General features: G+C 71.7%; 17 protein-coding genes and 1 pseudogene. 6 read left to right on the forward strand and 12 right to left on the reverse strand.

What is annotated here, in order from left to right:
* Positions 1-4 precede the first annotated feature (4 nt).
* The 3 genes from ACWCXH_RS20320 to arc form a co-directional block, all read right to left on the reverse strand.
* Positions 5-223, reverse strand: coding sequence for a ubiquitin-like protein Pup (locus ACWCXH_RS20320; RefSeq protein ID WP_449802810.1), 219 nt, complete (start codon positions 221-223; stop codon positions 5-7).
* A gap of 174 nt (positions 224-397) precedes the next feature.
* Positions 398-1,909 (reverse strand): depupylase/deamidase Dop, encoded by a 1,512-nt coding sequence (gene dop, locus ACWCXH_RS20325; RefSeq protein ID WP_449802811.1) that lies wholly within the window; start codon positions 1,907-1,909, stop codon positions 398-400.
* Between the two features lie 225 nt (positions 1,910-2,134).
* The gene (arc, locus tag ACWCXH_RS20330) at positions 2,135-3,901 is read right to left on the reverse strand and encodes a proteasome ATPase (protein WP_449802812.1); all 1,767 of its coding nucleotides are present in this window, start codon (positions 3,899-3,901) and stop codon (positions 2,135-2,137) included.
* A gap of 284 nt (positions 3,902-4,185) precedes the next feature.
* Between arc and ACWCXH_RS20335 the strand changes: the two genes are divergently transcribed.
* A complete protein-coding gene (locus tag ACWCXH_RS20335; protein WP_449802813.1) occupies positions 4,186-4,488 on the forward strand; it encodes a ferredoxin in 303 nt (100 codons plus the stop codon).
* Positions 4,489-4,509: 21 nt separating this feature from the next.
* Here the strand turns inward: ACWCXH_RS20335 and ACWCXH_RS20340 are convergent, their stop codons facing one another.
* The 3 genes from ACWCXH_RS20340 to ACWCXH_RS20350 all read right to left on the reverse strand — a co-directional run bounded on the left by ACWCXH_RS20340 (position 4,510) and on the right by ACWCXH_RS20350 (position 7,482).
* The gene (locus tag ACWCXH_RS20340) at positions 4,510-5,148 is read right to left on the reverse strand and encodes a hypothetical protein (protein WP_449802814.1); all 639 of its coding nucleotides are present in this window, start codon (positions 5,146-5,148) and stop codon (positions 4,510-4,512) included.
* 96 nt (positions 5,149-5,244) lie between these two features.
* Positions 5,245-6,204, reverse strand: coding sequence for a tRNA (adenine-N1)-methyltransferase (locus ACWCXH_RS20345; protein WP_449802815.1), 960 nt, complete (start codon positions 6,202-6,204; stop codon positions 5,245-5,247).
* Between the two features lie 57 nt (positions 6,205-6,261).
* Positions 6,262-7,482, reverse strand: coding sequence for a site-2 protease family protein (locus ACWCXH_RS20350; protein WP_449802816.1), 1,221 nt, complete (start codon positions 7,480-7,482; stop codon positions 6,262-6,264).
* Between the two features lie 178 nt (positions 7,483-7,660).
* Between ACWCXH_RS20350 and ACWCXH_RS20355 the strand changes: the two genes are divergently transcribed.
* Positions 7,661-8,521, forward strand: coding sequence for a RecB family exonuclease (locus ACWCXH_RS20355; protein WP_449802817.1), 861 nt, complete (start codon positions 7,661-7,663; stop codon positions 8,519-8,521).
* A gap of 104 nt (positions 8,522-8,625) precedes the next feature.
* Positions 8,626-9,297 carry a response regulator gene (locus tag ACWCXH_RS20360; protein ID WP_148647703.1) on the forward strand — a complete coding sequence of 224 codons (672 nt, stop codon included), beginning with the start codon at positions 8,626-8,628 and terminating at the stop codon, positions 9,295-9,297.
* 71 nt (positions 9,298-9,368) lie between these two features.
* Here the strand turns inward: ACWCXH_RS20360 and ACWCXH_RS20365 are convergent, their stop codons facing one another.
* From ACWCXH_RS20365 to metH, 3 genes are all read right to left on the reverse strand, one after another.
* The gene (locus tag ACWCXH_RS20365) at positions 9,369-10,979 is read right to left on the reverse strand and encodes an ABC transporter substrate-binding protein (RefSeq protein ID WP_449802818.1); all 1,611 of its coding nucleotides are present in this window, start codon (positions 10,977-10,979) and stop codon (positions 9,369-9,371) included.
* 287 nt (positions 10,980-11,266) lie between these two features.
* Positions 11,267-11,971, reverse strand: a complete 705-nt coding sequence (locus ACWCXH_RS20370; RefSeq protein ID WP_449802819.1) for an HAD family hydrolase — start codon at positions 11,969-11,971, stop codon at positions 11,267-11,269.
* A 138-nt stretch (positions 11,972-12,109) separates the two neighbouring features.
* Entirely contained in the window at positions 12,110-15,619 is a 3,510-nt protein-coding gene (metH, locus tag ACWCXH_RS20375; protein ID WP_449802820.1) for a methionine synthase, read from the reverse strand.
* A gap of 164 nt (positions 15,620-15,783) precedes the next feature.
* On the opposite strand from metH, the gene ACWCXH_RS20380 reads away from it, so the two are divergent.
* Positions 15,784-16,863, forward strand: coding sequence for a hypothetical protein (locus ACWCXH_RS20380; protein WP_449802821.1), 1,080 nt, complete (start codon positions 15,784-15,786; stop codon positions 16,861-16,863).
* Between the two features lie 3 nt (positions 16,864-16,866).
* Here ACWCXH_RS20380 and ACWCXH_RS20385 read toward each other — a convergent pair whose 3' ends face one another.
* Positions 16,867-17,382: an SRPBCC family protein gene (locus ACWCXH_RS20385; protein WP_449802822.1), complete on the reverse strand. Its 516-nt coding sequence runs from the start codon at positions 17,380-17,382 to the stop codon at positions 16,867-16,869.
* 159 nt (positions 17,383-17,541) lie between these two features.
* Here ACWCXH_RS20385 and ACWCXH_RS20390 point away from each other — a divergent pair, with 159 nt between their 5' ends.
* Positions 17,542-18,339, forward strand: coding sequence for an SGNH/GDSL hydrolase family protein (locus ACWCXH_RS20390; RefSeq protein WP_449802823.1), 798 nt, complete (start codon positions 17,542-17,544; stop codon positions 18,337-18,339).
* Positions 18,340-18,504: 165 nt separating this feature from the next.
* On the forward strand, positions 18,505-19,461 hold the full coding sequence (locus tag ACWCXH_RS20395) for a PAC2 family protein (RefSeq protein ID WP_449802824.1): 957 nt from the start codon (positions 18,505-18,507) through the stop codon (positions 19,459-19,461).
* A gap of 62 nt (positions 19,462-19,523) precedes the next feature.
* Here ACWCXH_RS20395 and mshC read toward each other — a convergent pair whose 3' ends face one another.
* Both mshC and ACWCXH_RS20405 read right to left on the reverse strand, forming a co-directional pair.
* Positions 19,524-20,753 carry a cysteine--1-D-myo-inosityl 2-amino-2-deoxy-alpha-D-glucopyranoside ligase gene (gene mshC, locus ACWCXH_RS20400; RefSeq protein ID WP_449802825.1) on the reverse strand — a complete coding sequence of 410 codons (1,230 nt, stop codon included), beginning with the start codon at positions 20,751-20,753 and terminating at the stop codon, positions 19,524-19,526.
* Between the two features lie 294 nt (positions 20,754-21,047).
* A pseudogene (locus ACWCXH_RS20405) lies at positions 21,048-21,137 on the reverse strand (AraC family transcriptional regulator); the annotation flags it as partial.
* Positions 21,138-21,168: the final 31 nt, after the last annotated feature.

A 21,168-nucleotide genomic window follows, 5' to 3' on the forward strand; every position in this document is an offset into this window, starting at 1 on the left:
CGGGCTATTGCCCACCCTTCTGGACAAAGCCGCGCACGAAATCCTCGGCATTCGACTCCAAGACCTCGTCGATTTCGTCCAGGACCGCGTCGACGTCGTCGCTCAGTTTTTCCTGGCGCTCCTTGAGGTCGTCGGAATTCTGGGTGTCCGCGGCCTGCTCCTCGACCTCCTCGGAAGAGCGGTTCGCCCGCTGCTGGCCGCCGCCGGTGTCCTTGCTCGCCATTTCCCTCACCCCGCTCGAATCGTCTGGCACGGTTGGGTCGATGCTTGCTGCACCGACCCTATACACAAGGTGCGACTGCCGCTCCCGGTTTGCCGGTGGCGCTTCCTGTCCAACACCCGCTGCCACCCCGGATGATTCCCATTCGGCGGACGTTCACCCGTGGTGATCAAAAAGTTACCCGCCGGAGAGCACCCGGAGCAGGTCCTCGGCCGTCCGGCAGCGGTCCAGCAGTTCCTTGACGTGGTTGCGGGTGCCGCGCAGCGGCTCCAGGGTGGGCACCCGCTGCAGCGAGTCGCGGCCCGGCAGGTCGAAGATGACCGAGTCCCAGGACGCCGCCGCCACGTGCTCCGCGTACTGCTCCAGGCAGCGCCCGCGGAAGTACGCCCTGGTGTCCGCCGGGGGCTTGGAGACGGCCCGCTCGACCTCCTCCTCGGTGACCAGCCGCTCGAACCTGCCGCGGGCCACCAGGCGGTTGTAGAGGCCCTTCTCGGGCCGTACGTCGCTGTACTGGAGGTCGACCAGGTGCAGCCGCGGGTTGTCCCACTGCAGGGCGTCCCGGCTGCGGTAGCCCTCCAGGATCTCCCGCTTGGCGATCCAGTCCAACTGGCGCGAGAGCGACATCGGGTCGCGCTCCAGCCGGCCGAGGACGTCCTCCCAGCGCGCCAGGACGTCCACCGTCTGCTCGTCCGCGTCGGTGCCGAAGCGGTCCTCGACGTACTTGCGCGCGAGCTCGAAGTACTCCAGCTGAAGCTGGACGGCGGTGAGCTTGCGCCCGTTGCGCAGGGTGATCAGGTGCTTGAGGGACGGGTCGTGGGAGACCCGGTGCAGGGTGCGCACCGGCTGGTCGACGGCGAGGTCGGAGGCGATGAAGGAGTCCTCGATCATCGACAGGACCAGCGAGGTGGTGCCCAGCTTGAGGTAGGTGGAGACCTCGGAGAGGTTGGCGTCCCCGATGATCACGTGCAGCCGGCGGTACTTCTCGGCGTCGGCGTGCGGTTCGTCGCGGGTGTTGATGATCGGCCGCTTGAGGGTGGTCTCCAGGCCTACCTCGACCTCGAAGTAGTCCGCCCGCTGGCTGATCTGGAAGCCGTGCGCGGAGCCGTCCTGGCCGATGCCGACCCGGCCCGCGCCGGTGACCACCTGGCGGGAGACGAAGAAGGGGGTGAGGTGGCGGACGATGTCGGCGAACGGCGTCGCCCGCTTCATCAGGTAGTTCTCGTGGGTGCCGTAGGAGGCGCCCTTGTTGTCGGTGTTGTTCTTGTACAGGTGGATCTTCTGCCCGTTGGGCAGTTCCAGCGCGCGCTGCGCGGCGGCCGCCATGATCCGTTCGCCGGCCTTGTCCCACAGCACGGCGTCGCGCGGGTTGGTGACCTCGGGCGAGCTGTACTCGGGGTGCGCGTGGTCCACGTAGAACCGGGCCCCGTTGGTGAGGATGACGTTGGCGAGGCCGATGTCCTCGTCGGTCAGCTGGCTGGCGTCCGCCACCTCGCGCGCGAGGTCGAAGCCCCGTGCGTCGCGCAGCGGGTTCTCCTCCTCGAAGTCCCAGCGGGCCCGCCGAGCCCGGTGCATCGCCGCCGCGTACGCGTTGACGATCTGGGACGAGGTGAGCATGGCGTTGGCGTTGGGGTGCCCGGGCACGGAGATTCCGTACTCGGTCTCGATGCCCATCACGCGCCGTACGGTCATGCGGCCCTCCTTGCCCGGTGTGCCGCCCCCCTGGGCGGAACACGCTGACGTACCGCTGAACAACACCGGCGCCGGCGGTCTGCCCGCGAACGGTGCGTCGAGCCTAGAACGCGGTGCCGACGGCCGGGCCCCGAGACGCGCCGTCCGGCTGCGGGGCCGCGAGGCGCCACAGCCGGACGGGGTGCGTGCTGCTCCGGGGACCGGTGCCGGCCCGGGGTCTAGCGGTTACAGGTACTGCCCCGTGTTGGCGACAGTGTCGATCGAGCGGCCGGACTCGGCGCCCTGCTTGCCGGTGACCAGCGTGCGGATGAAGACGATCCGCTCGCCCTTCTTGCCGGAGATGCGGGCCCAGTCGTCCGGGTTGGTGGTGTTGGGCAGGTCTTCGTTCTCCTTGAACTCGTCCACACAGGCGGCGAGCAGGTGGGAGACGCGAAGACCACGCTGACCGTGGTCGAGGAAGTCCTTGATGGCCATCTTCTTCGCGCGGTCGACGATGTTCTGGATCATCGCGCCGGAGTTGAAGTCCTTGAAGTACAGGACCTCCTTGTCCCCGTTGGCGTAGGTGACCTCCAGGAAGCGGTTGTCCTCGGTCTCCGAGTACATCCGCTCCACGACCGACTGGATCATCGCGGCCACGGTGGTCTCCACCGAGCCTTCGTGCTCCTTGAGGTCGTCCGGGTGGAACGGCAGCGAGGCCTTCAGGTACTTGGAGAAGATGTCCTTCGCGGCCTCGGCGTCCGGGCGCTCGATCTTGATCTTGACGTCCAGGCGGCCGGGCCGCAGGATCGCCGGGTCGATCATGTCCTCGCGGTTGGAGGCGCCGATGACGATGACGTTCTCCAGGCCCTCCACACCGTCGATCTCGGCGAGCAGCTGCGGGACGATGGTGTTCTCCACGTCCGAGCTGACACCCGAGCCACGGGTGCGGAACAGCGACTCCATCTCGTCGAAGAAGACGATGACGGGCGTGCCCTCGCTCGCCTTCTCCCGGGCCCGCTGGAAGACCAGCCGGATCTGCCGCTCGGTCTCGCCCACGTACTTGTTGAGCAGCTCGGGGCCCTTGATGTTGAGGAAGTAGCTCTTGCCCTGGGGGCGGCCGGTGACCTCGGCGACCTTCTTGGCCAGCGAGTTGGCGACCGCCTTGGCGATCAGCGTCTTGCCGCAGCCGGGCGGGCCGTAGAGCAGGACGCCCTTGGGCGGGCGCAGCTCGTACTCCTTGAAGAGGTCGGAGTGCAGGTAGGGCAGCTCGACCGCGTCACGGATCAGCTCGATCTGGTTGTTCAGGCCGCCGATCTGGCGGTAGTCGATGTCCGGGACCTCCTCGAGGACCAGCTCCTCGACCTCGGACTTCGGCACGACCTCGTACACGTAGCCGGAGCGGGGCTCCAGCAGCAGTGCGTCCCCCGCCCGGACGGTGGTCCCGCGCAGCGGTTCGGCGAGGCGCACCACGCGTTCCTCGTCGGTGTGGCCGATGACCAGCGCGCGCTCGCCGTCCTCCAGGACCTCCTTGAGGGTGACGATCTCGCCGATGCGCTCGAAGGCCATCGCGTCCACGATGTTGAGGGCCTCGTTGAGCATCACTTCCTGGCCGCGCCGCAGCTCGTCCAGTTCGACGTTGGGGCTGACGTTGACGCGGAGCTTCCGCCCGCCGGTGAAGATGTCGGCGGTGCCGTCCTCGTTCGCCTGCAGGAAGGTGCCGAAGCCGGCGGGGGGCTGGGCCAGCCGGTCCACTTCCTCCTTGAGCGCGACGATCTGGTCGCGGGCCTCGCGCAGCGTGGAGGCGAGTCGTTCGTTCTGGGCGGTCACGCCGGCCAGGTTGGTCTGGAGCTCGACGATCCGCTCTTCGAGGATTCTCGAATTGCGCGGCGAGTCGGCGAGCTTGCGGCGCAGGACGGCGATTTCCTGCTCAAGGTACGAGACCTGAGCGGTCTCGTCGGAACCACGAGCGGGCCTGCCGGTGCTGCGGTTGTAGTCGTCATCGTGGGCTGCCACGGTCCTCACCTCCTCCGGGGAGCTGGACGCTTCCAGACCCTACCTGGGACCAGGGGTCCGTAAACCCCTAGATCAAGAAAGATGGAACGGGCGTGTCCGATCTTCGCCCTCGCGTGCTTCCCCTCTGCTAAGGGGATACCCACCGCGCACCACCCAAAGCGGACCAGATGTATCGTCGAGCGAGTCGATATCCGATCGCGACCGACGCATGGGGTCCGATCGTTGTACGAATGGCGGGAATGCCCTCACAAAGGGGCGACCCGGGACAGAAACGGCGGAGAGCGATGTCGGTGACCGAGCGGACGGCGGCGGACGAGGCCCTGGAGGTGTGGATCGACCAGGACCTCTGCACCGGTGACGGCATCTGCGCGCAGTACGCACCCGAGGTCTTCGAGCTCGACATCGACGGCCTCGCGTACGTGAAGGGCCCGGACGACGAGCTGCGCCAGCAGCCCGGGGAGACGGCCCCGGTGCCGCTGACGCTGCTTCAGGATGTCGTGGACTCGGCGAAGGAGTGCCCGGGCGACTGCATCCACGTGCGCCGGGTGGCCGACCGGGTCGAGGTGTACGGGCCGGACGCCGAATAGCGGCGAAGCAGAACAGGCGCCTCAGGTCTCGGTGTTCGGGGCGGTGGTCCGGGTACGCACCCAGCCGCCGCCCTTGTGCGTCCAGGTGAGGTCGAGTGAGAGGTCCGGGCTGAAGCGCGGGACGTCGTCGCTCGAATACCCCTGCGCGTGGCCGGTGATGGTGCCGTCGGAGCGCAGTTCGAGCCGGGTGACGGTGAGGTTCTCGCGCTCGGAGACGAGGGTCGCGAGGACGACGGGCCGGTCGGCGGTGCCGCCGAGGAGGTAGACGGCGTCCGGCGGGGTGCCGGTCTCGGCGGCGCAGTGCGCGGCGACGACGGTGCTGGGCCGGCCGTCGCCGAGGTCGGCGGTCAGGCTGACCGTGGCCTTGACCGGGAACGGGCCGCAGTCGAGCGGGAGTTGGGCCTTGGCCGGATCGGGGGCGAGGGCCGCCGGGGCGGCCCTCGGGGTGCCGCGGACGGGTACCGGGGTGCCGGTCGCGGGCGAGGCGGCGAGGGCGGCGGTCACGACGGCGCCGCAGCCGGTGAGCGCGAGGGCCCAGTGCCACGGGGCGGTTCGAGCGTGGCCGGGCCGGGTGCGGCCCGCCGGGGTCTGCTGTCCAGCCGTCGTCCCGACCGCGGTCTCCACCAGGCGTCCCCTCCAGTGGTCTGTGTGAGCTGGCATCGTCCCACATCACGGTGGCCGTCCGGTGACCGGGGCGGGAACGGCGAAGGGGTGGCACGGACGCGTCCGTGCCACCCCTTCTTCGACGGTCGTGCGTCAGCCGAGGTCGGTCGTCTCCGCCTCGGCGGCGCGGGCGGCGGCCCGGGCGGCCGCCCGCTCCTGCAGGGTCGGCTCGGGCGCCCCGCTCTCGTAGTCCTCGCCGTACGCGCCCTTGGCCGGACGGCGGCGGCGCAGCGGCGGCTCGACGCCGTCGGCGAGGCGCCGGGCGGTGAGCAGGAAGCCGGTATGACCGATCATCCGGTGGTCCGGGCGGACGGCCAGGCCCTCCAGGTGCCAGGTGCGGACCATGGTCTCCCAGGCCTGCGGCTCGGTGAAGGTGCCGTGGTCGCGCAGCGCCTCGACGGTCTTGGACATCTGCGTGGTGGTGGCCACGTAGCAGCAGATGAGGCCGCCGGGGACGAGCGCCTTGGAGGCGACGTCCAGGCACTCCCAGGGGGCGAGCATGTCGAGGATGATGCGGTCGACGTCGGTCTCGACCAGGTTGTCCTGGAGGTCGCCGACGGTGAGCTTCCACGCCGGGTGCGACCCGCCGAAGTAGCGCTCGACGTTCGCCTTGGCGATGTCGGCGAAGTCCTGCCGGCGCTCGTAGGAGGCCAGCATGCCCTGCTCGCCGACGGCGCGCAGCAGGTAGGTACTGAGCGCGCCGGAGCCGACGCCGGCCTCGACCACGCGGGCACCCGCGAAGATGTCGGCCATCGCGAGGATCTGACCCGCGTCCTTGGGGTAGATCACGGCGGCGCCGCGCGGCATGGACAGGACGTAGTCGGGGAGCAGGGGACGCAGCGCGAGGTACGGGACGTTCCCCGTGGTGCGCACGACCGTGCCCTCGGGGGCGCCGATCAGCTCGTCGTGCGGGAACGCACCCTTGTGGGTGTGGAACTGGTTCCCGGCCTGGAGCGTGAACGTGTAGTGGCGACCCTTGGGGTCGGTCAGCTGGACCTGGTCCCCGACCTGGAAGGGCCCGCGTCGGCGGGCGGCACCGGTCGGTTCGGACATGCGGACAATCCTAAGGGAAGTGCGCGCTCCCGCCCGACGTGGGCCTCTGGTCAAGCCCTACCGGCGCCCCGCGACGGCGGCGGTGAGGCGCTGCTCGATGTCGGTGAGCGCGGCGACGCCGTACACCCGGCCGTCGGCCTCGACCACCAGGTACTCCCCGGCGGGGGTGGCGCGCACGGCGCGCAGGAGGTCCTCGCCGGTGAGCTCGGCGCTGAGCCGCAGGCCGGGTTCGAGGTCGCGGGCGAGCGGGCCGACGGCGACCCACGGGCGGCGGTGCTCGGGCACGGCGCGCACGGCGGACTCGCGGACGATGGCGACCGGCTCGCCCCGGCCGTCCACCACGACCACGGCCCCGGCCTGGGCCTCGCGGGCGCGCCGCAGCGCCTCGCCGAGCGGGGTGTCGGCGGTGACCTCGACGGCCCGGCGGGCGAGGTCGCGCAGCCGCAGCCCGGGCAGGGCCTCCTTGAGCCGGGCGTTGCGCACGCTGCCGCCGGCGCCGTTCCAGATGATCGCGGCGAGGACGGCGGCGATGACGGCGTCGACCATGGTGTCGGTGCCGGTCCGCTCGACGCCGCGGGAGGCGCTCATCAGGGGCAGCCCGATCAGGACGGCGATGGCCAGCGCCCGCCCCACCCACGCGGCGACGACGGTGCCGGTCATCGGCTTGCCGCTGACCGCCCAGACGACCGCGCGCAGCATCCGGCCGCCGTCCAGCGGCAGTCCGGGCAGCAGGTTGAACGCGGCGACGACGAGGTTGGAGACCATCAGGCCGGTGAGCAGCACCCCCGGCACCGAGGCGAGCTCCACGGCCCGCGTGGCGAGGTAGAAGACCCCGCCGAGCACGAGCGAGAGCAGCGGGCCGACGAAGGCCAGCCAGAACTCCCGCCACGGCGTCTCGGCCTCGTTCTCGATCTCGGAGACGCCGCCGAAGAACTGCAGCTGGATCCGCCGCACACCGAGCCGGTAGCGCAGCGCGACCAGGGTGTGGGCGAGTTCGTGCACCAGGACGGAGGCGTAGAAGGCGACGGCGAAGGAGAACGCGACCAGGTAGCGCGAGCCGCCGAGCTCCGGCAGGACGCCGCCCAGCTGGCCGCCGAACACCCAGGTGATCAGGGCCGCGATGACGAACCAGGACGGGGTGACGTAGATCGGCACGCCGAACGGGCGGCCCATGAGGAGGCCGCCGCCGCGCTCCGGCGGCTCGGGCGGCCGGCCGGGCGGGCGACCGCCGCCGTCCGGTGGCTGGTCGGAGGTCTGCTGCCCCCTGCTGTCGCTCACCGTGATCCCTTCGGTCGTCTCCCCCGAGTTGCGCCGGTGTGCCCACGCTACGTGATCTCGACGGCACCGCGCCCTGCGCCCCTCTGTCTGCCCTCATACCCACTGGCGGAGTCCCTGCGCGGCCACGTGACAGCACGGTGGCAGCGGGATGGCAGCGAGGGGCAATAGGGTCGTAGCCATGCAGCAGACCGACACCACCAGTGCCGCCGGGGCCCCGGCGCGCCCGGCGGCGCCCCCGACCGGCCTGTCCCCGTCCCGCGCGGGTGACTTCCTCACCTGCCCGCTGCTGTACCGGCTGCGGGTGATCGACCGGCTGCCGGAGCCGCCGAGCGCGGCGGCGACCAGGGGCACGCTGGTGCACGCGGTACTGGAGCGGCTGTTCGACAGCCCGGCCGCCGAGCGGACGCCGGAGCGGGCGCTCGGCCTGCTGCGCCCGCAGTGGGAGCGGCTGCTGGGCGAGCGCCCGGAGCTGGGCGGGCTGTTCCCGGACGACCCGGACGGCACGGCGCTCACCCGCTGGCTGGCGGACGCGGAGAAGCTGGTCGGGCAGTGGTTCCGGCTGGAGGACCCGACCCGGCTGCACCCGGTGGAGCGCGAGCTGTACGTCGAGACGGCCCTGGAGTCGGGCCTGCTGCTGCGTGGCTACATCGACCGGGTCGACGTCGCCCCGACCGGCGAGGTCCGCCTCGTGGACTACAAGACCGGCCGGGCGCCCTCGCGGGACTTCGAGGGCAAGGCGATGTTCCAGATGAAGTTCTACGCGCTGGTGGTGTGGCGCTGGAAGGGTGTGATCCCCAAGCGGCTCCAGCTGGTCTACCTCGGCGGGGGCGGGGACGTCGTCTCGTACGACCCGGACGAGGCGGACCTGCTCGCGGTGGAGCGCAAGCTGCAGGCGCTCTGGGAGCGGATCACCCACGCGGTGGCCACCGGGGACTTCCCGGCCACCCGCAACCGGCTCTGCGACTGGTGCGACCACCAGGCCAGCTGCCCGGAGTTCGGCGGGACTCCCCCGCCGTACCCGCTGCCGGTGCCGGCCTGAGAATTCCCGGCGCCGCGGGCCGGGCGGGAATTCCCGGGCCGGCACTTGGCCCGTACGTCTGAAGAGGACGATCCCACGGGGGATCCGAACGGCAAGGAGTCCTAGTGACGATCCGAGTGCTGCTGGTCGACGACCAGCCGCTGCTGCGCACCGGTTTCCGGATGATCCTGGAGGCCGAGTCCGACCTGGTGGTGGTCGGTGAGGCCGGCGACGGTCAGCAGGCGCTGGACCAGGTCCGGGCGCTGCAGCCCGACGTGGTGCTGATGGACATCCGGATGCCCAGGATGGACGGCGTCGAGGCGACCCGCCGGATCGCCGGCCCGGGGCGGGACGGCCCGGCCAAGGTGCTGGTGCTGACCACCTTCGACCTGGACGAGTACGTGGTGGAGGCGCTGCGTGCGGGTGCCAGCGGCTTCCTGCTGAAGGACGTGCCGGCCGAGGAGCTGGTGCAGGCGATCCGGGTGGTCGCGGACGGCGCGGCGATGCTGGCGCCGAGCATCACCCGGCGGCTGCTGGACATGTACGCCACCAAGCTGCCGTCGGGCGAGGAGGCGCCGCCGCAGGCGCTGAACGCGCTCACCGAGCGGGAGTTGGAGGTGCTGAAGCTGGTGGCGCGCGGGCTGTCGAACGCGGAGATCGCGGCCGAGCTGTTCGTCAGCGAGACGACCGTGAAGACGCACGTGGGCCACGTCCTGACGAAGCTCCAGCTGCGGGACCGCGTGCAGGCGGCGGTGTACGCGTACGAGAGCGGGCTGGTGCGGCCGGGCACCCTGTAGGCGTTCCGCGAAACGGCGACGGCCCGTCCGCTCCCCTCTGCGGGGAAGCGGACGGGCCGTCGCGTCAGGTGCTACTTCGCGCCGCGTCCGATCTCCCAGAAGCGGAAGACGCCCGTGGTGTCGACGGTGGACTCGACGCCGGTGACGTACGAGCGGGCCGCGTAGAACGCCTTGTCCTGGAACAGCGGGACGAGCGGCACGTTGTCGGCGACGATCGACTGGATCTGGTTGTAGTTGTTGGCCGCCGCGCCCCGGTCGGTCATCTTGAGGCCGTCCGGCACCAGCTTCTGGCTGATCCGCGGGTCGTCCCAGCCGTCGTGGTAGACGCCGCCGTCGACGACCAGCGGGCTGATGTAGTTGTCGGCGTCCGGGTAGTCGGCGAACCAGCTGAGGATGTAGACCTGGTACTTGCCGTCGGCGAAGCCGGCCTTGTACTTGTCCCAGTCGGGCTCCTGCTGGACCGTCACCTGGAACAGCCCGCCGGTCTCCAGCTGCTTCTTCAGCGTCTCGGCTTCGGCCGCGCCGACCCGCGAGCGGGACCACGTGAGGGTGAGCTTGACGGGCGTCTGCACCTTGGCCTCGGTGAGGTACTTCTTGGCCTTGGCGACGTCCTGGTCCCCGTACTTGTCGAAGAAGACGGTGCTGTGGCCGGTGACGCCGGCCGGGACCATCGAGTACAGCGGCTGGACGGTGCGGGCGAAGACGTCGCGGGCGAGCGCCTTGCGGTCGAGCAGCGCGGCGGCGGCCTGGCGGACGGCGGGGTTGCCGGCGGTCGCGTCCTTGGTGTTGAAGACCAGCGAGCGGGTGTTGTTGCTGTCGCCCTCGACGACCTGGAGGTCGGTCTTGCCGCCCTGCTGGTCGGAGCGGATCTGCGCCGCGGTGCTCGGGTCCAGGCTGTCGTCGGTGAGGTCGACGTCACCCTTGTCGAGGGCGGCCTTCAGGTCGGCGGCCTGGTCGTAGTAGCGGACGGTGAACTTGTCGTTCCGCAGCTTGGCGTCGCCGCTGTACTTGTCGTTGGACGACAGCGCGACCTTGCCGATGCTCTTGCCGCCGCCGCCCAGGGCCTCGACCGAGTCGAGCTTGTACGGGCCGGAGCCGACCAGCTTGTCGTTGGGCAGCAACGAGTCCGCCGGGTAGACCTGGTGGTCGACGATCGCGCCGACGGGGCTGGCCAGCTTGGCGGGGAGGGTCGCGTCGGGCGCGGTGAGCTGGAAGACCACCTCGTTGTCGCCCTTGGCCTCGACGGACTTGATCGAGGAGAGCAGCCCGGCCGGGCCGTTCTTGTCGTTGATCTTCTTGGTGCGCTCGATCGAGTACACGACGTCGGCGGCGGTCAGCGGGTGGCCGTTGGAGAACTTGAGGCCGGGCCGCAGGACGCAGTGGTACTGGGTGGAGTCGCCGCCGGTGAACTCGCAGGACTGCGCGGCGTCCGGGGAGGGCGCGCTGGAGGCGGCGGGGAAGACCAGCAGCGACTGGAAGGTGTTGCGCAGGATCAGCCAGGAGCCGGAGTCGTAGGACCCGGCCGGGTCCAGCACGCTGGTGAGCCGACCGGTGCCCATGGTGACCGACTTGTTGCCGCTGTCCCCCTTGACGGCATCGGTCACGGATCCGCAGCCGGCCACCGTCACGGCGACCAGGCCGGCGCAGCCGAGTACTGCCAGGCGTTCAGCTGAAGTCTTCACGGGGCGCGTCCTTCTGGGGTGCGCGTCGTGCGACCGCGGCCAGGACGGGGTACCCGTCAGCGGCGGTGGCAGGGCTGCGAGGGCGGGAACGAACTGGAGTAGCGTGCCATATCGAACACGCACGACCGATACCCGCGTGGATGACGTTTGGGACACGGTGTTCCGGGGGCTCGCGCACCAGTCGCCGAGTTGTCAGCCAATGCCCGTTTTCTCCCCCGTCCGCCGCCGGAGCGGGCCGCGCACGCCCCCTTACCGGCCAGTAGACCGCGCGGGCAATGAGACCACAATCACACGCGCGAGGCCACCAGCGAGCGGAGCAGTTCAAGATCGACCCGCTCCAGCGAGGACAGCACCAGCCGCCCGGGAGCCGGCTCGATCCGCGCGACCGAGGGCACCGCGATCACCGGGCAGCCGGCCGCCTCGGCCGCCCGCACCCCGGTCGGCGCGTCCTCGATCACGACGCAGCGGGCCGGGTCGGCGCCCAGCCGGCGGGCCGCCTCCAGGTACGGGTCCGGGTGCGGCTTGGTGCGCGGCACCTCGTCCCCGGCGACCGTGAAGGCGAAGTGCTCGGCGCCGAGCGAGCGCAGCACGATGTCGATGATGTGCCGGTGCGAGGCCGACACCAGGGCGGTCGGGATCCCGTGCGCGGCAAGGGTGTTGAGGAGCCGTTCGGCGCCCGGCATGAGCGGCACGCCGCCGCCCAGCAGGTCGACGAAGCGCTGGTTGATGAGCACCGTCAGGTCGGCCGGCGAGAGGTCGACGCCGGTCGTGCCGATCAGGTAGTCGATCACCCGGGCCATCGGGCCGCCGACCACCTGGGCGCGGTCCTCCTCGTCCAGCGCGTAGCCGAGCTCGGCGAACAGCGAGGCCTCGGCCTGCCACCAGAAGTCCTCGGTGTCCACCAGCGTCCCGTCCATGTCCAGCAGCACCGCCTGCAGGCCGCGGCCGTCCCCGTGGTCGAGCGCCGCGACGGCGGTGGAGATGGTGGTCATGGCGATCCTTCCGAGGTGCCCCGCACGTGCTCCGGGGGTGGCACGGGCCGGCCCGCTGGTGAGCGGACCGGCCCGTTCAGGATCATCAACGATACGCCCGGTTCGCCGGAAAAGAGCGAACGCGAGGGGACGTAGCGGTTACCGGGCGTTGAAGTACTTCGCCTCCGGGTGGTGGATCACGATCGCGTCCGTGGACTGCTCCGGGTGGAGCTGGAACTCCTCGGACAGCACCACGCCGATCCGCTCGGGCTTCAGCAGCTCGGCGATCTTGGCGCGGTCCTCCAGCTCCGGGCAGGCCCCGTAGCCGAGCGAGAAGCGGGCGCCCCGGTACTTGAGCGCGAACATGTCCTTGACGTCCTGCGGGTCCTCGCCGGAGAAGCCCAGCTCGTAGCGGACCCGGGCGTGCCAGAACTCGGCCAGCGCCTCGGCCAGCTGCACCGAGAGGCCGTGCAGCTCCAGGTAGTCGCGGTAGGAGTTCCCGGCGAACAGCTCGTTGGCCGCCTCCGAGATCCGGTTGCCCATGGTGACCACCTGGAGGCCCACGACGTCCCGCACACCGGACTCCTCCGGGCGGAAGAAGTCCGCCAGGCAGAGCCGGCGCCCGCGCCGCTGGCGGGGGAAGGTGAAGCGGGTGCGCTCGGTGCCGTCCTCGTGGAAGACGATCAGGTCGTCGCCCTTCGAGTTGGCCGGGAAGTAGCCGTAGACCACCGCCGCCTCCAGCCAGCCCTCGGTCTGCAGCCGGTCCAGCCAGGCCCGCAGGCGCGGGCGGCCCTCGGTCTCCACCAGTTCCTCGTACGACGGCCCTTCGCCGGTGCGCGCGGCCTTCAGGCCCCACTGGCCCTTGAACAGCGCGTCCTCGTCCAGCCAGGAGGCGTAGTCGGCGAACGGGATGCCCTTGACGATCCGGTCGCCCCAGAACGGCGGGGTGGGCACGGTGTTGTCGACGGCGACGTCCGAGCGGATCTGACCGAGGTTGACCTCCGGCTCCGGCTCCTCGACCTCCACCCGGGCGTGCCGGCGCTGCTTGAGCTCCGGCAGGGTCGCGCCGGGCACGCCGCGCTTGACCGCGACCAGCGCGTCCATCAGGCGCAGGCCCTCGAACGCGTCCCGGGCGTAGCGGACCTCGCCCTCGTAGATCTCGTGGAGGTCCTGCTCGACGTAGGCACGGGTGAGCGCGGCCCCGCCCAGGATCACCGGGTAACTGGCCGCCAGCTTGCGCTGGTTGAGCTCCTCCAGGTTCTCCTTCATGATCACGGTCGACTTGACCAGCAGGCCGGACATTCCGATGACGTCGGCCCGGTGCTCCTGCGCGGCGTCCAGGATCGCCGAAACCGGCTGCTTGATGCCGAGGTTGACGACGTTGTAGCCGTTGTTGGACAGGATGATGTCGACCAGGTTCTTGCCGATGTCGTGGACGTCGCCCTTGACGGTGGCCAGCACGATCGTGCCCTTGCCCTCCGAGTCGGACTTCTCCATGTGCGGCTCCAGGTGGGCCACCGCGGTCTTCATGACCTCGGCGGACTGGAGCACGAACGGCAGCTGCATCTGGCCCGAGCCGAAGAGGTCGCCGACGACCTTCATACCGGCCAGCAGCGTCTCGTTGATGATCTCCAGCGCGGGACGCCCGGCCAGCGCCTCGTCCAGGTCGGCCTCCAGGCCGTTGCGCTCACCGTCGATGATCCGGCGCTGCAGCCGCTCGTCCAGCGGGAGCGCGGCCAGCTCCTCCGCCTTGGACGCCTTCACCGAGGCCGAGGAGACGTTCGCGAACAGCTCCAGCAGGCGCTGCAACGGGTCGTAGCCGTCGCGGCGGCGGTCGTGGACCAGGTCGAGGGCCGCCTCGCGCTGCTCCTCGGGGATCCGGGAGATCGGCAGGATCTTGGACGCGTGGACGATCGCCGAGTCCAGGCCCGCCTCCACGCACTCGTGCAGGAACACCGAGTTGAGGACGACGCGGGCGGCCGGGTTGAGGCCGAAGGAGATGTTGGACAGGCCGAGGGTGGTCTGCACCGCCGGGCGGCGGCGCTTGAGCTCGCGGATCGCCTCGATCGTCTCGATGCCGTCCCGGCGGGACTCCTCCTGGCCGGTGGCCAGGGTGAAGGTGAGGCAGTCGACCAGGATCGAGCCCTCGTCGATGCCGTAGTCCGCGGTGAGTTCGGCGATCAGTCGCTCGGCGATCTCGACCTTCTTGGCCGCGGTGCGGGCCTGGCCCTCCTCGTCGATGGTCAGCGCGATCAGGCCGGCGCCGTGCTCGCGGGCCAGCGAGGCGATCCTGCCGAAGCGCGAGTCGGGGGCGTTGCCGTCCTCGTAGTTGACCGAGTTGAGCACCGCGCGGCCGCCGAGCGCCTCCAGGCCGGCACGCAGGACGTCCGGCTCGGTGGAGTCCAGGACGATCGGCAGGGTGGAGGCGGTGGCCAGGCGGCCGGCGATCTCCTTCATGTCGGCGACGCCGTCGCGGCCGACGTAGTCGACGCACAGGTCCAGCAGGTGCGAGCCGTCCCGGATCTGGTCGCGGGCGATCTCCACGCAGGCGTGCCAGTCGCCGGCCAGCATCGACTCGCGGAACTTCTTCGAGCCGTTGGCGTTGGTGCGCTCGCCGATCGCCAGGTACGAGGTGTCCTGGCGGAACGGCACCGCCTGGTACAGCGAGGCGGCCGACGCCTCCGGCTGCGGCGTGCGCGGGGCGATCGCACGGCCCTGGACGCGCTCGACCACCGCGCGCAGGTGCTCGGGCGTGGTGCCGCAGCAGCCGCCGACCAGCGACAGGCCGTACTCGCGGGTGAACACGTCGTGCGCTTCGGCCAGTTCGGCCGGGGAGAGCGGGTAGTGGGCGCCGTCCTTGCCGAGCACCGGCAGACCCGCGTTCGGCATGCAGGACAGGCCGATCCGGGCGTTCTTGGCCAGGTAGCGCAGGTGCTCGCTCATCTCGGCCGGGCCGGTGGCGCAGTTGAGCCCGATGTAGTCCACGCCGAGCGGCTCCAGCGCGGTGAGCGCGGCGCCGATCTCCGAGCCGAGCAGCATCGTGCCGGTGGTCTCCACCGTCACCTGGACCAGCACCGGGAGGTCCAGGCCGGCCTCGGCGAGGGCGCGCTTGGAGCCGAGGATCGCGGCCTTGGCCTGGAGGAGGTCCTGGCTGGTCTCGACCAGCAGCGCGTCGGCGCCACCGGCGATCAGGCCGGCCGCGTTCTGCTGGAAGCCGTCGCGCAGCGCCTCGTACGGGGCGTGGCCGAGCGTGGGCAGCTTGGTGCCGGGGCCGATCGAGCCGAGCACCCACCGGGTGCGGCCGTCGGCGGCGTAGGCGTCGGCGACCTCGCGGGCGATCCGGGCGCCCGCCTCGGACAGCTCGAAGATGCGGTCGGCGATCTCGTACTCGCCGAGCGCGGCGAAGTTGGCGCCGAAGGTGTTGGTCTCCACGCAGTCCACGCCGACGGAGAAGTAGGCCTCGTGGACGGACCGGACGATGTCGGGGCGGGTGAGGTTCAGGACCTCGTTGCAGCCCTCCAGGTTCTGGAAGTCCTCCATGGTCGGGTCCTGTGCCTGGAGCATGGTGCCCATCGCTCCGTCGGCGACCACCACCCGGGTGGCGAGTGCCTCACGCAACGCGTTCGCGCGGCTCTGCTGAGTGATGGACGGTTCGGCTGCAGTGGCCATGGGGCTTCTCCCTGGTGCGACGGCTGTCGGCTTTGCGCGCCCGCTTGCTCGGGCGCGCACGTGGCCAGGGTATCCGGCCCACGGCCCGGCGCGACTGTGCGTTTCGTATCCTGAGCGCTCGGCCGCAAGGGGGGAGCAATCGGTTGGGGCGAACACGCACGTCGATGAGGCGGGTCGGCGCAGCACTGGCAGCACCGCTGCGTACTCCCCTGGGGGCCTTCCGGGCCCGTTGGCGGGGCTGGCCGTGGTGGCGCAGGGCGCTGGTCGCGCTGTCCGTGGCGGCGGCCGTCCCGGTGGCCTCGGTCGGCGGCCTGCTCGTCGCGCTGCGGCTGCACGACGTCGGCCGGGTCGCACCGGACGCCCGCACGCGCGGCCGGGACGCCGTCTGGCTCGGCCACGCCTGGGTGGACGGCCGAAAGACCGACGCCGACGTCGCCGCGCTCGCCCGGCAGCTCGACGGCACCGGCATCCGCGACCTGTACGTGCACACCGGCCCGCTGGAGCACGACGGCTCGCTGCCGCCGTCCGTCCACCCGCGCGCGCAGTGGTTCGTCGAGGCGGTGCACCGCGAGCTGCCGCGGGTCCGGGTGCAGAGCTGGCTCGGCGACGAGGTCAAGCCCGAGAAGGAGGGCCTCGACCTGGAGGACGCGGCCACCCGGGACCGGGTCACCGCCTCCGCCCGGCAGGTCCTGGACCTCGGCTTCGACGGGGTGCACTTCGACATGGAGCCGATCCGCCCCGGCTCGCACGGCTGGCTCGCCCTGCTCGACCAGGTCCGCGCGGTGACCGCCGGGCGCGGCGCGAAGCTCTCCGTCGCCGCCCCGCAGATCGACCCGCTGCCCGGCCTGCACACCGCCGGGATCGCGCTCACCGGGCACGGGAAGTGGTGGGACCAGGCCTACTTCACCGAGACCGCCCGCCGGGTCGACCAGATCGCGGTCATGACGTACGACACCAGCATGCAGACCGAGCCGCTGTACGGCGGCTACGTCGCCCTGCAGACCGAACTGGCCCTGGAGGCCACGCCGTCGGACGTCGACCTGCTGATGGGCCTGCCGTTCTACTGGGACGACACGTGGGCACACCGGGGCGGCGCCGAGACGGTGGACGCGGCCGTGCGCGGCGTCCGGCTGGGCCTCGGCCGCGAGGACCTGCACCGGCCGGCCTTCGGCGTCGCGCTGTACGTGGACTTCGCGGCCACGCCCGAGGACTGGGCCGCGTACCGGCGCGGGTGGGTGGGGTAGGCCTCAGGCCGCCATGCGGTGGGCGAGGGCGCCCAGGTAGCGGTGGACGGTCACGTCCTCGCCGGTCACGTAGTGGGAGACGGCGCGGTACAGCGGCTTGCGGACCTCGCCGCGCTCGGTGACGGTCAGCAGGCAGCCCTCCCCCGCGGGTGTGAGGACGTACGTCCACGTGCCGCCGTACGGCAGGTCCGGGTCGGCGATGCCGGTCACCAGGCGGTGCGGGGCCTCGCTGTCGACCACCTCGTAGGTGGTGTGCCCGCGCCGGTCGTACTCGCGCCAGCGCGCCCGGCCGCCGGCCGCCGGGGGCAGCCGCTCGACGTGCGTGAGGTCCGGGCGCCAGGCCGGGTAGAGGTCGATGTCGGTCAGCACGTCCCAGACCGCGCCGGGCGGCTGGGCGAGCTCCAGGCCGCCCTCGGTGACGTGCTCCACCGGGAGCCGGCGGCCCGCCCGGTCCGCCGCCACCACCGCGGCGCCGGCCACCACCGCCACGCCCGCGCCGATCCACAGCCATCGGTTCATCGGTCCGGCTCCTCACGCCCGCCGCCCGGCCCCGTTGTCCATCATCGCGCCGCCCCGCCCGGCGGGCGCGCCACGACGGTGAGTGGTGGATCGGATACGATCCGTGCCCGACGGGCCGAGGCGGACCGCGCCCGGCCGCCCGGACCCCGGAGAACCGCCGTGCCGCGTCCCCTCCCGCTCGCCGCCCTGGCCGCCGCCCCCTTGCTCTGCGCCGCCCTCGCCGCCCCCGCCGCGGCCGGCCCGGTCCCCAGGTACGCCGCGCTCGGCGACTCGTACGCGGCCGGCGTCGCGGCCGGCTCGTACGACCCGGCCAGCGGCGACTGCCACCGCAGCGGCCGCGGCTACCCCGCGCTGTGGGCCGCCGCGCACGGCGCCGTCCTCACCGAGGCCGCGTGCAACGCCGCCGGGACGGACGAGGTCCGCCGCGACCAGCTGCCGAAGGTCGGCGCGGACACCACCGTGGTCACCCTCACCGTGGGCGGCAACGACCTCGGCTTCACCTCGGCGGCCGTCGACTGCCTCCAGCCGCTCACCACCGACGCCCGCTGCGACCGCACCCTCGACGCCGCCGAGCACCGCCTGGACGACGAGATGCCCGGCCGCCTCGACACCCTCTACACGGCGATCCGCGCCGCCGCCCCGGCCGCCCGGGTCGTCGTCACCGGCTACCCCCGGCTGCTCCGGACCGGCACCCGCTGCCTGATCGCCACCGAGGCGCGCCGACAGCGGTTCAACGCCCTCACCGACCGCCTGGACGAGCTGATCCGCCGCCAGTCCGAGGCCCACGGCTTCGCCTTCGCGGACGTCCGGACGGTCTTCGACGGCCACGGCGCGTGCGGCGGCGGCAAGGAGGAGTGGATCAACGGCATCGTGATCTCCCACCTGTGGGAGTCCTTCCACCCCACCGCCGACGGCCAGGCCCGCGGCTACCTGCCGACCGTCGCCGCGCTGATGTAGGCCCGCGGGCGGACCTGCGGATAACCGCTGGATCACGGCGGCCCGGTCGCCCAGACTGTCCCGGTGCCCCGGCCGGCGTGCGCTTCAAAGCCCGTAGGCTGGGCAGGTAGGGACCGTGGAGCGAGGCGTTCCATGGGTGACGAGAAGTTCGGAGGGAGACGCCGGGTGATCGAGCTGGAAGATGTCCCCGAGTTGATCGACCCGGTGATGGTCTGCGCCTTCGAAGGCTGGAACGACGCGGGCGACGCCGCCTCCGCGGCCCTGGCGCACCTGGACGAGACCTGGGGCGGCAAGGTGTTCGCGGCCCTGGACGCGGAGGACTACTACGACTTCCAGGTCAACCGTCCCACGGTCTGGATGGACGGCGGCATCCGCCGGATCACCTGGCCGACCACCCGGCTCTCGGTGATCCGGGTGACGGAGCCGACGACCCGGGACGTCGTCCTGGTGCGCGGCATCGAGCCGAGCATGCGCTGGCGCTCCTTCTGCAACGAGCTGCTGGGCTTCGCGCACGAGCTGGGCGTCGAGCTGGTGGTGATCCTGGGCGCGCTGCTCGGCGACACCCCGCACAGCCGCCCGGTGCCGGTCAGCGCCGTCACCTCCGACCCGGAGCTGGCCCGCCGACTGGACCTGGAGGAGAGCCGGTACGAGGGCCCGACCGGGATCGTCGGGGTGCTGCAGGAGGCCTGCACGCACGCCGGGGTGCCGGCCGTGACGCTGTGGGCGGCGGTGCCGCACTACGTCGCGCAGCCGCCCAATCCCAAGGCGACGCTGGCACTGATCAACAAGCTGGAGGACCTGCTGGACCTGCGGATCCCGCCGGGCGAGCTCGGCGAGGACGCCCGGGCCTGGCAGCTGGGCGTGGACCAGCTGGCCGCCGAGGACAGCGAGGTGGCCGAGTACGTCCAGCAGTTGGAGGAGGCGCAGGACACCGCGGAGCTGCCGGAGGCCTCCGGCGACGCGATCGCCCGCGAGTTCGAGCGCTACCTGCGCCGCCGGGAGAACGTCGGGCCGACCGGAGAGAAGCCGGTGGCCGGACACGCCACGGCGGAGCGGCCGGCCGAGCCGGAGGCGCCGGGGGCCACCCGGGAGACGCCGGAGAGCTCCACGGACGAGGAGTAGGGCGGGAAGCCGAAGGGGCGTCAGGACGGTTGGTCCTGACGCCCCTTCGGTGTGTGACGGTCCTACAGTGCGACGCCGAGCAGCGCGTCCACGGTGCGGGTGACCAGGCCGGGCGCGCCGGTGTCGGTGCCGCCCTCGGCCCCCTGGAGCGCCGCCCAGCGGTCGACGGCGGCCAGTGCGGCGGGCGCGTCGAGGTCGTTCGCGAGCGCGGTGCGGACCTCGGCGAGCAGCGCCTCGGCGCCCGGGCCGTCCGGCCGGGAGACCGCGGCCCGCCAGCGGGCGAGGCGCTCGACGGCCTCGTCCAGGACGGCCTTGGTCCACTCCCAGTCCTCGCGGTAGTGGTGCGAGAGCAGGGCGAGGCGGATCGCCGCCGGGTCGATGCCCTCGCGGCGCAGCGCCGAGACGAAGACCAGGTTGCCGCGGGACTTGGACATCTTCTGGCCGTCCAGGGCGACCATGCCGGCGTGCACGTACGCCTTCGCGTACGGGTGGGCGCCGGTGGCGACCTGGGCGTGCGAGGCGCCCATCTCGTGGTGCGGGAAGGAGAGGTCGCTGCCGCCGCCCTGGATGTCGAAGGACATGCCGAGGTACTGCAGCGCGATCGCGACGCACTCGATGTGCCAGCCGGGGCGGCCGTGGCCGAGCTCGGTGTCCCAGGCGGGCTCGCCCGGGCGGGCGGCGAGCCAGAGCAGGGCGTCGAGCGGGTTGCGCTTGCCCGGGCGGTCCGGGTCGCCGCCGCGCTCGGCGAAGACCGGGCGCATGGCCTCGCGGGTCAGGCCGGAGACCTCGCCGAAGTGCGGGTCGGAGTCGACCGAGAAGTAGATGTCGCCGTCGACCTCGTAGGCGGCACCGCTGGCCAGGAGCTTCTGGACGATCGGGACGATCCACGGGATGGACTCGACGGCGCCGATGTAGTGGGCCGGCGGGAGCAGCCGCAGCGCGGTCATGTCCTCGCGGAACAGCGCGGTTTCACGCTCGGCCAGGACCGTCCAGTCCTGCCCGGTGGCGACGGCCCGCTCCAGCAGCGGGTCGTCGACGTCGGTGACGTTCTGGATGTACAGGACGTCGTGGCCGGCGTCCTTCCACACCCGCTGCACCAGGTCGAAGGCGTTGTAGGTGGCGGCGTGGCCCATGTGGGTCGCGTCGTAGGGGGTGATGCCGCAGACGTAGATCCGGGCGGTGCCGTCCTGCGGCACGACCTCGCGGACCGTGCCCGCTGCGGTGTCGAAGATACGGAGGGGGAGCCCCTGACCAGGCAGGGCGGGAACCTCGGAGGCGGGCCAGGCATGCATGGGAACGACTTTAACCTTGCGAACATTTGAAAGCCTAACCAATGCACGAGAATGCACAAGATCGACTGGATTCGCTTCCTGTCGCGGCCTGAGCACTCCGTGACCGATTCGGTGCGAATTCTGTCGACTCCTGCGCGTTACCGTGCGGCGCCGAGCGCGGCGGCGGCCTTCAGGGCGGTCTTGCGGCGACCCTTGTCGCGGTAGCACCGGATCGCGGTAGCACCGGACAAGGGCCGAGCCGGTCAGCCGTCCGCGCGCGCCGGGCCGTTCCGCCGACTCCGGCCGGAACTCCCCTAGCGTCATACCGGTCTCCCGGCGGAAGAAGCGGCAGAAGTAGGCCGGATCCACGAAACCGGCTCCCTGGGCGACCTGACGTATCGCCAGATCCGTCCACCGATGTGGTCACACCGGCGGC

The organism is Kitasatospora sp. NPDC001660, from assembly GCF_053596725.1.

What these genes read in the sequence shown, in the direction of transcription:
- ACWCXH_RS20385 (WP_449802822.1), bottom strand. Translation starts at nt 17,382, where the DNA reads ATGAACCGATGGCTGTGGATCGGCGCGGGCGTGGCGGTGGTGGCCGGC.
- ACWCXH_RS20380 (WP_449802821.1), top strand. Translation starts at nt 15,784, where the DNA reads ATGAGGCGGGTCGGCGCAGCACTGGCAGCACCGCTGCGTACTCCCCTG.
- ACWCXH_RS20355 (WP_449802817.1), top strand. Translation starts at nt 7,661, where the DNA reads ATGCAGCAGACCGACACCACCAGTGCCGCCGGGGCCCCGGCGCGCCCG.
- ACWCXH_RS20320 (WP_449802810.1), bottom strand. Translation starts at nt 223, where the DNA reads ATGGCGAGCAAGGACACCGGCGGCGGCCAGCAGCGGGCGAACCGCTCT.
- dop (WP_449802811.1), bottom strand. Translation starts at nt 1,909, where the DNA reads ATGACCGTACGGCGCGTGATGGGCATCGAGACCGAGTACGGAATCTCC.
- mshC (WP_449802825.1), bottom strand. Translation starts at nt 20,753, where the DNA reads ATGCATGCCTGGCCCGCCTCCGAGGTTCCCGCCCTGCCTGGTCAGGGG.
- ACWCXH_RS20370 (WP_449802819.1), bottom strand. Translation starts at nt 11,971, where the DNA reads ATGACCACCATCTCCACCGCCGTCGCGGCGCTCGACCACGGGGACGGC.
- ACWCXH_RS20345 (WP_449802815.1), bottom strand. Translation starts at nt 6,204, where the DNA reads ATGTCCGAACCGACCGGTGCCGCCCGCCGACGCGGGCCCTTCCAGGTC.
- ACWCXH_RS20340 (WP_449802814.1), bottom strand. Translation starts at nt 5,148, where the DNA reads ATGCCAGCTCACACAGACCACTGGAGGGGACGCCTGGTGGAGACCGCG.
- ACWCXH_RS20335 (WP_449802813.1), top strand. Translation starts at nt 4,186, where the DNA reads ATGTCGGTGACCGAGCGGACGGCGGCGGACGAGGCCCTGGAGGTGTGG.
- metH (WP_449802820.1), bottom strand. Translation starts at nt 15,619, where the DNA reads ATGGCCACTGCAGCCGAACCGTCCATCACTCAGCAGAGCCGCGCGAAC.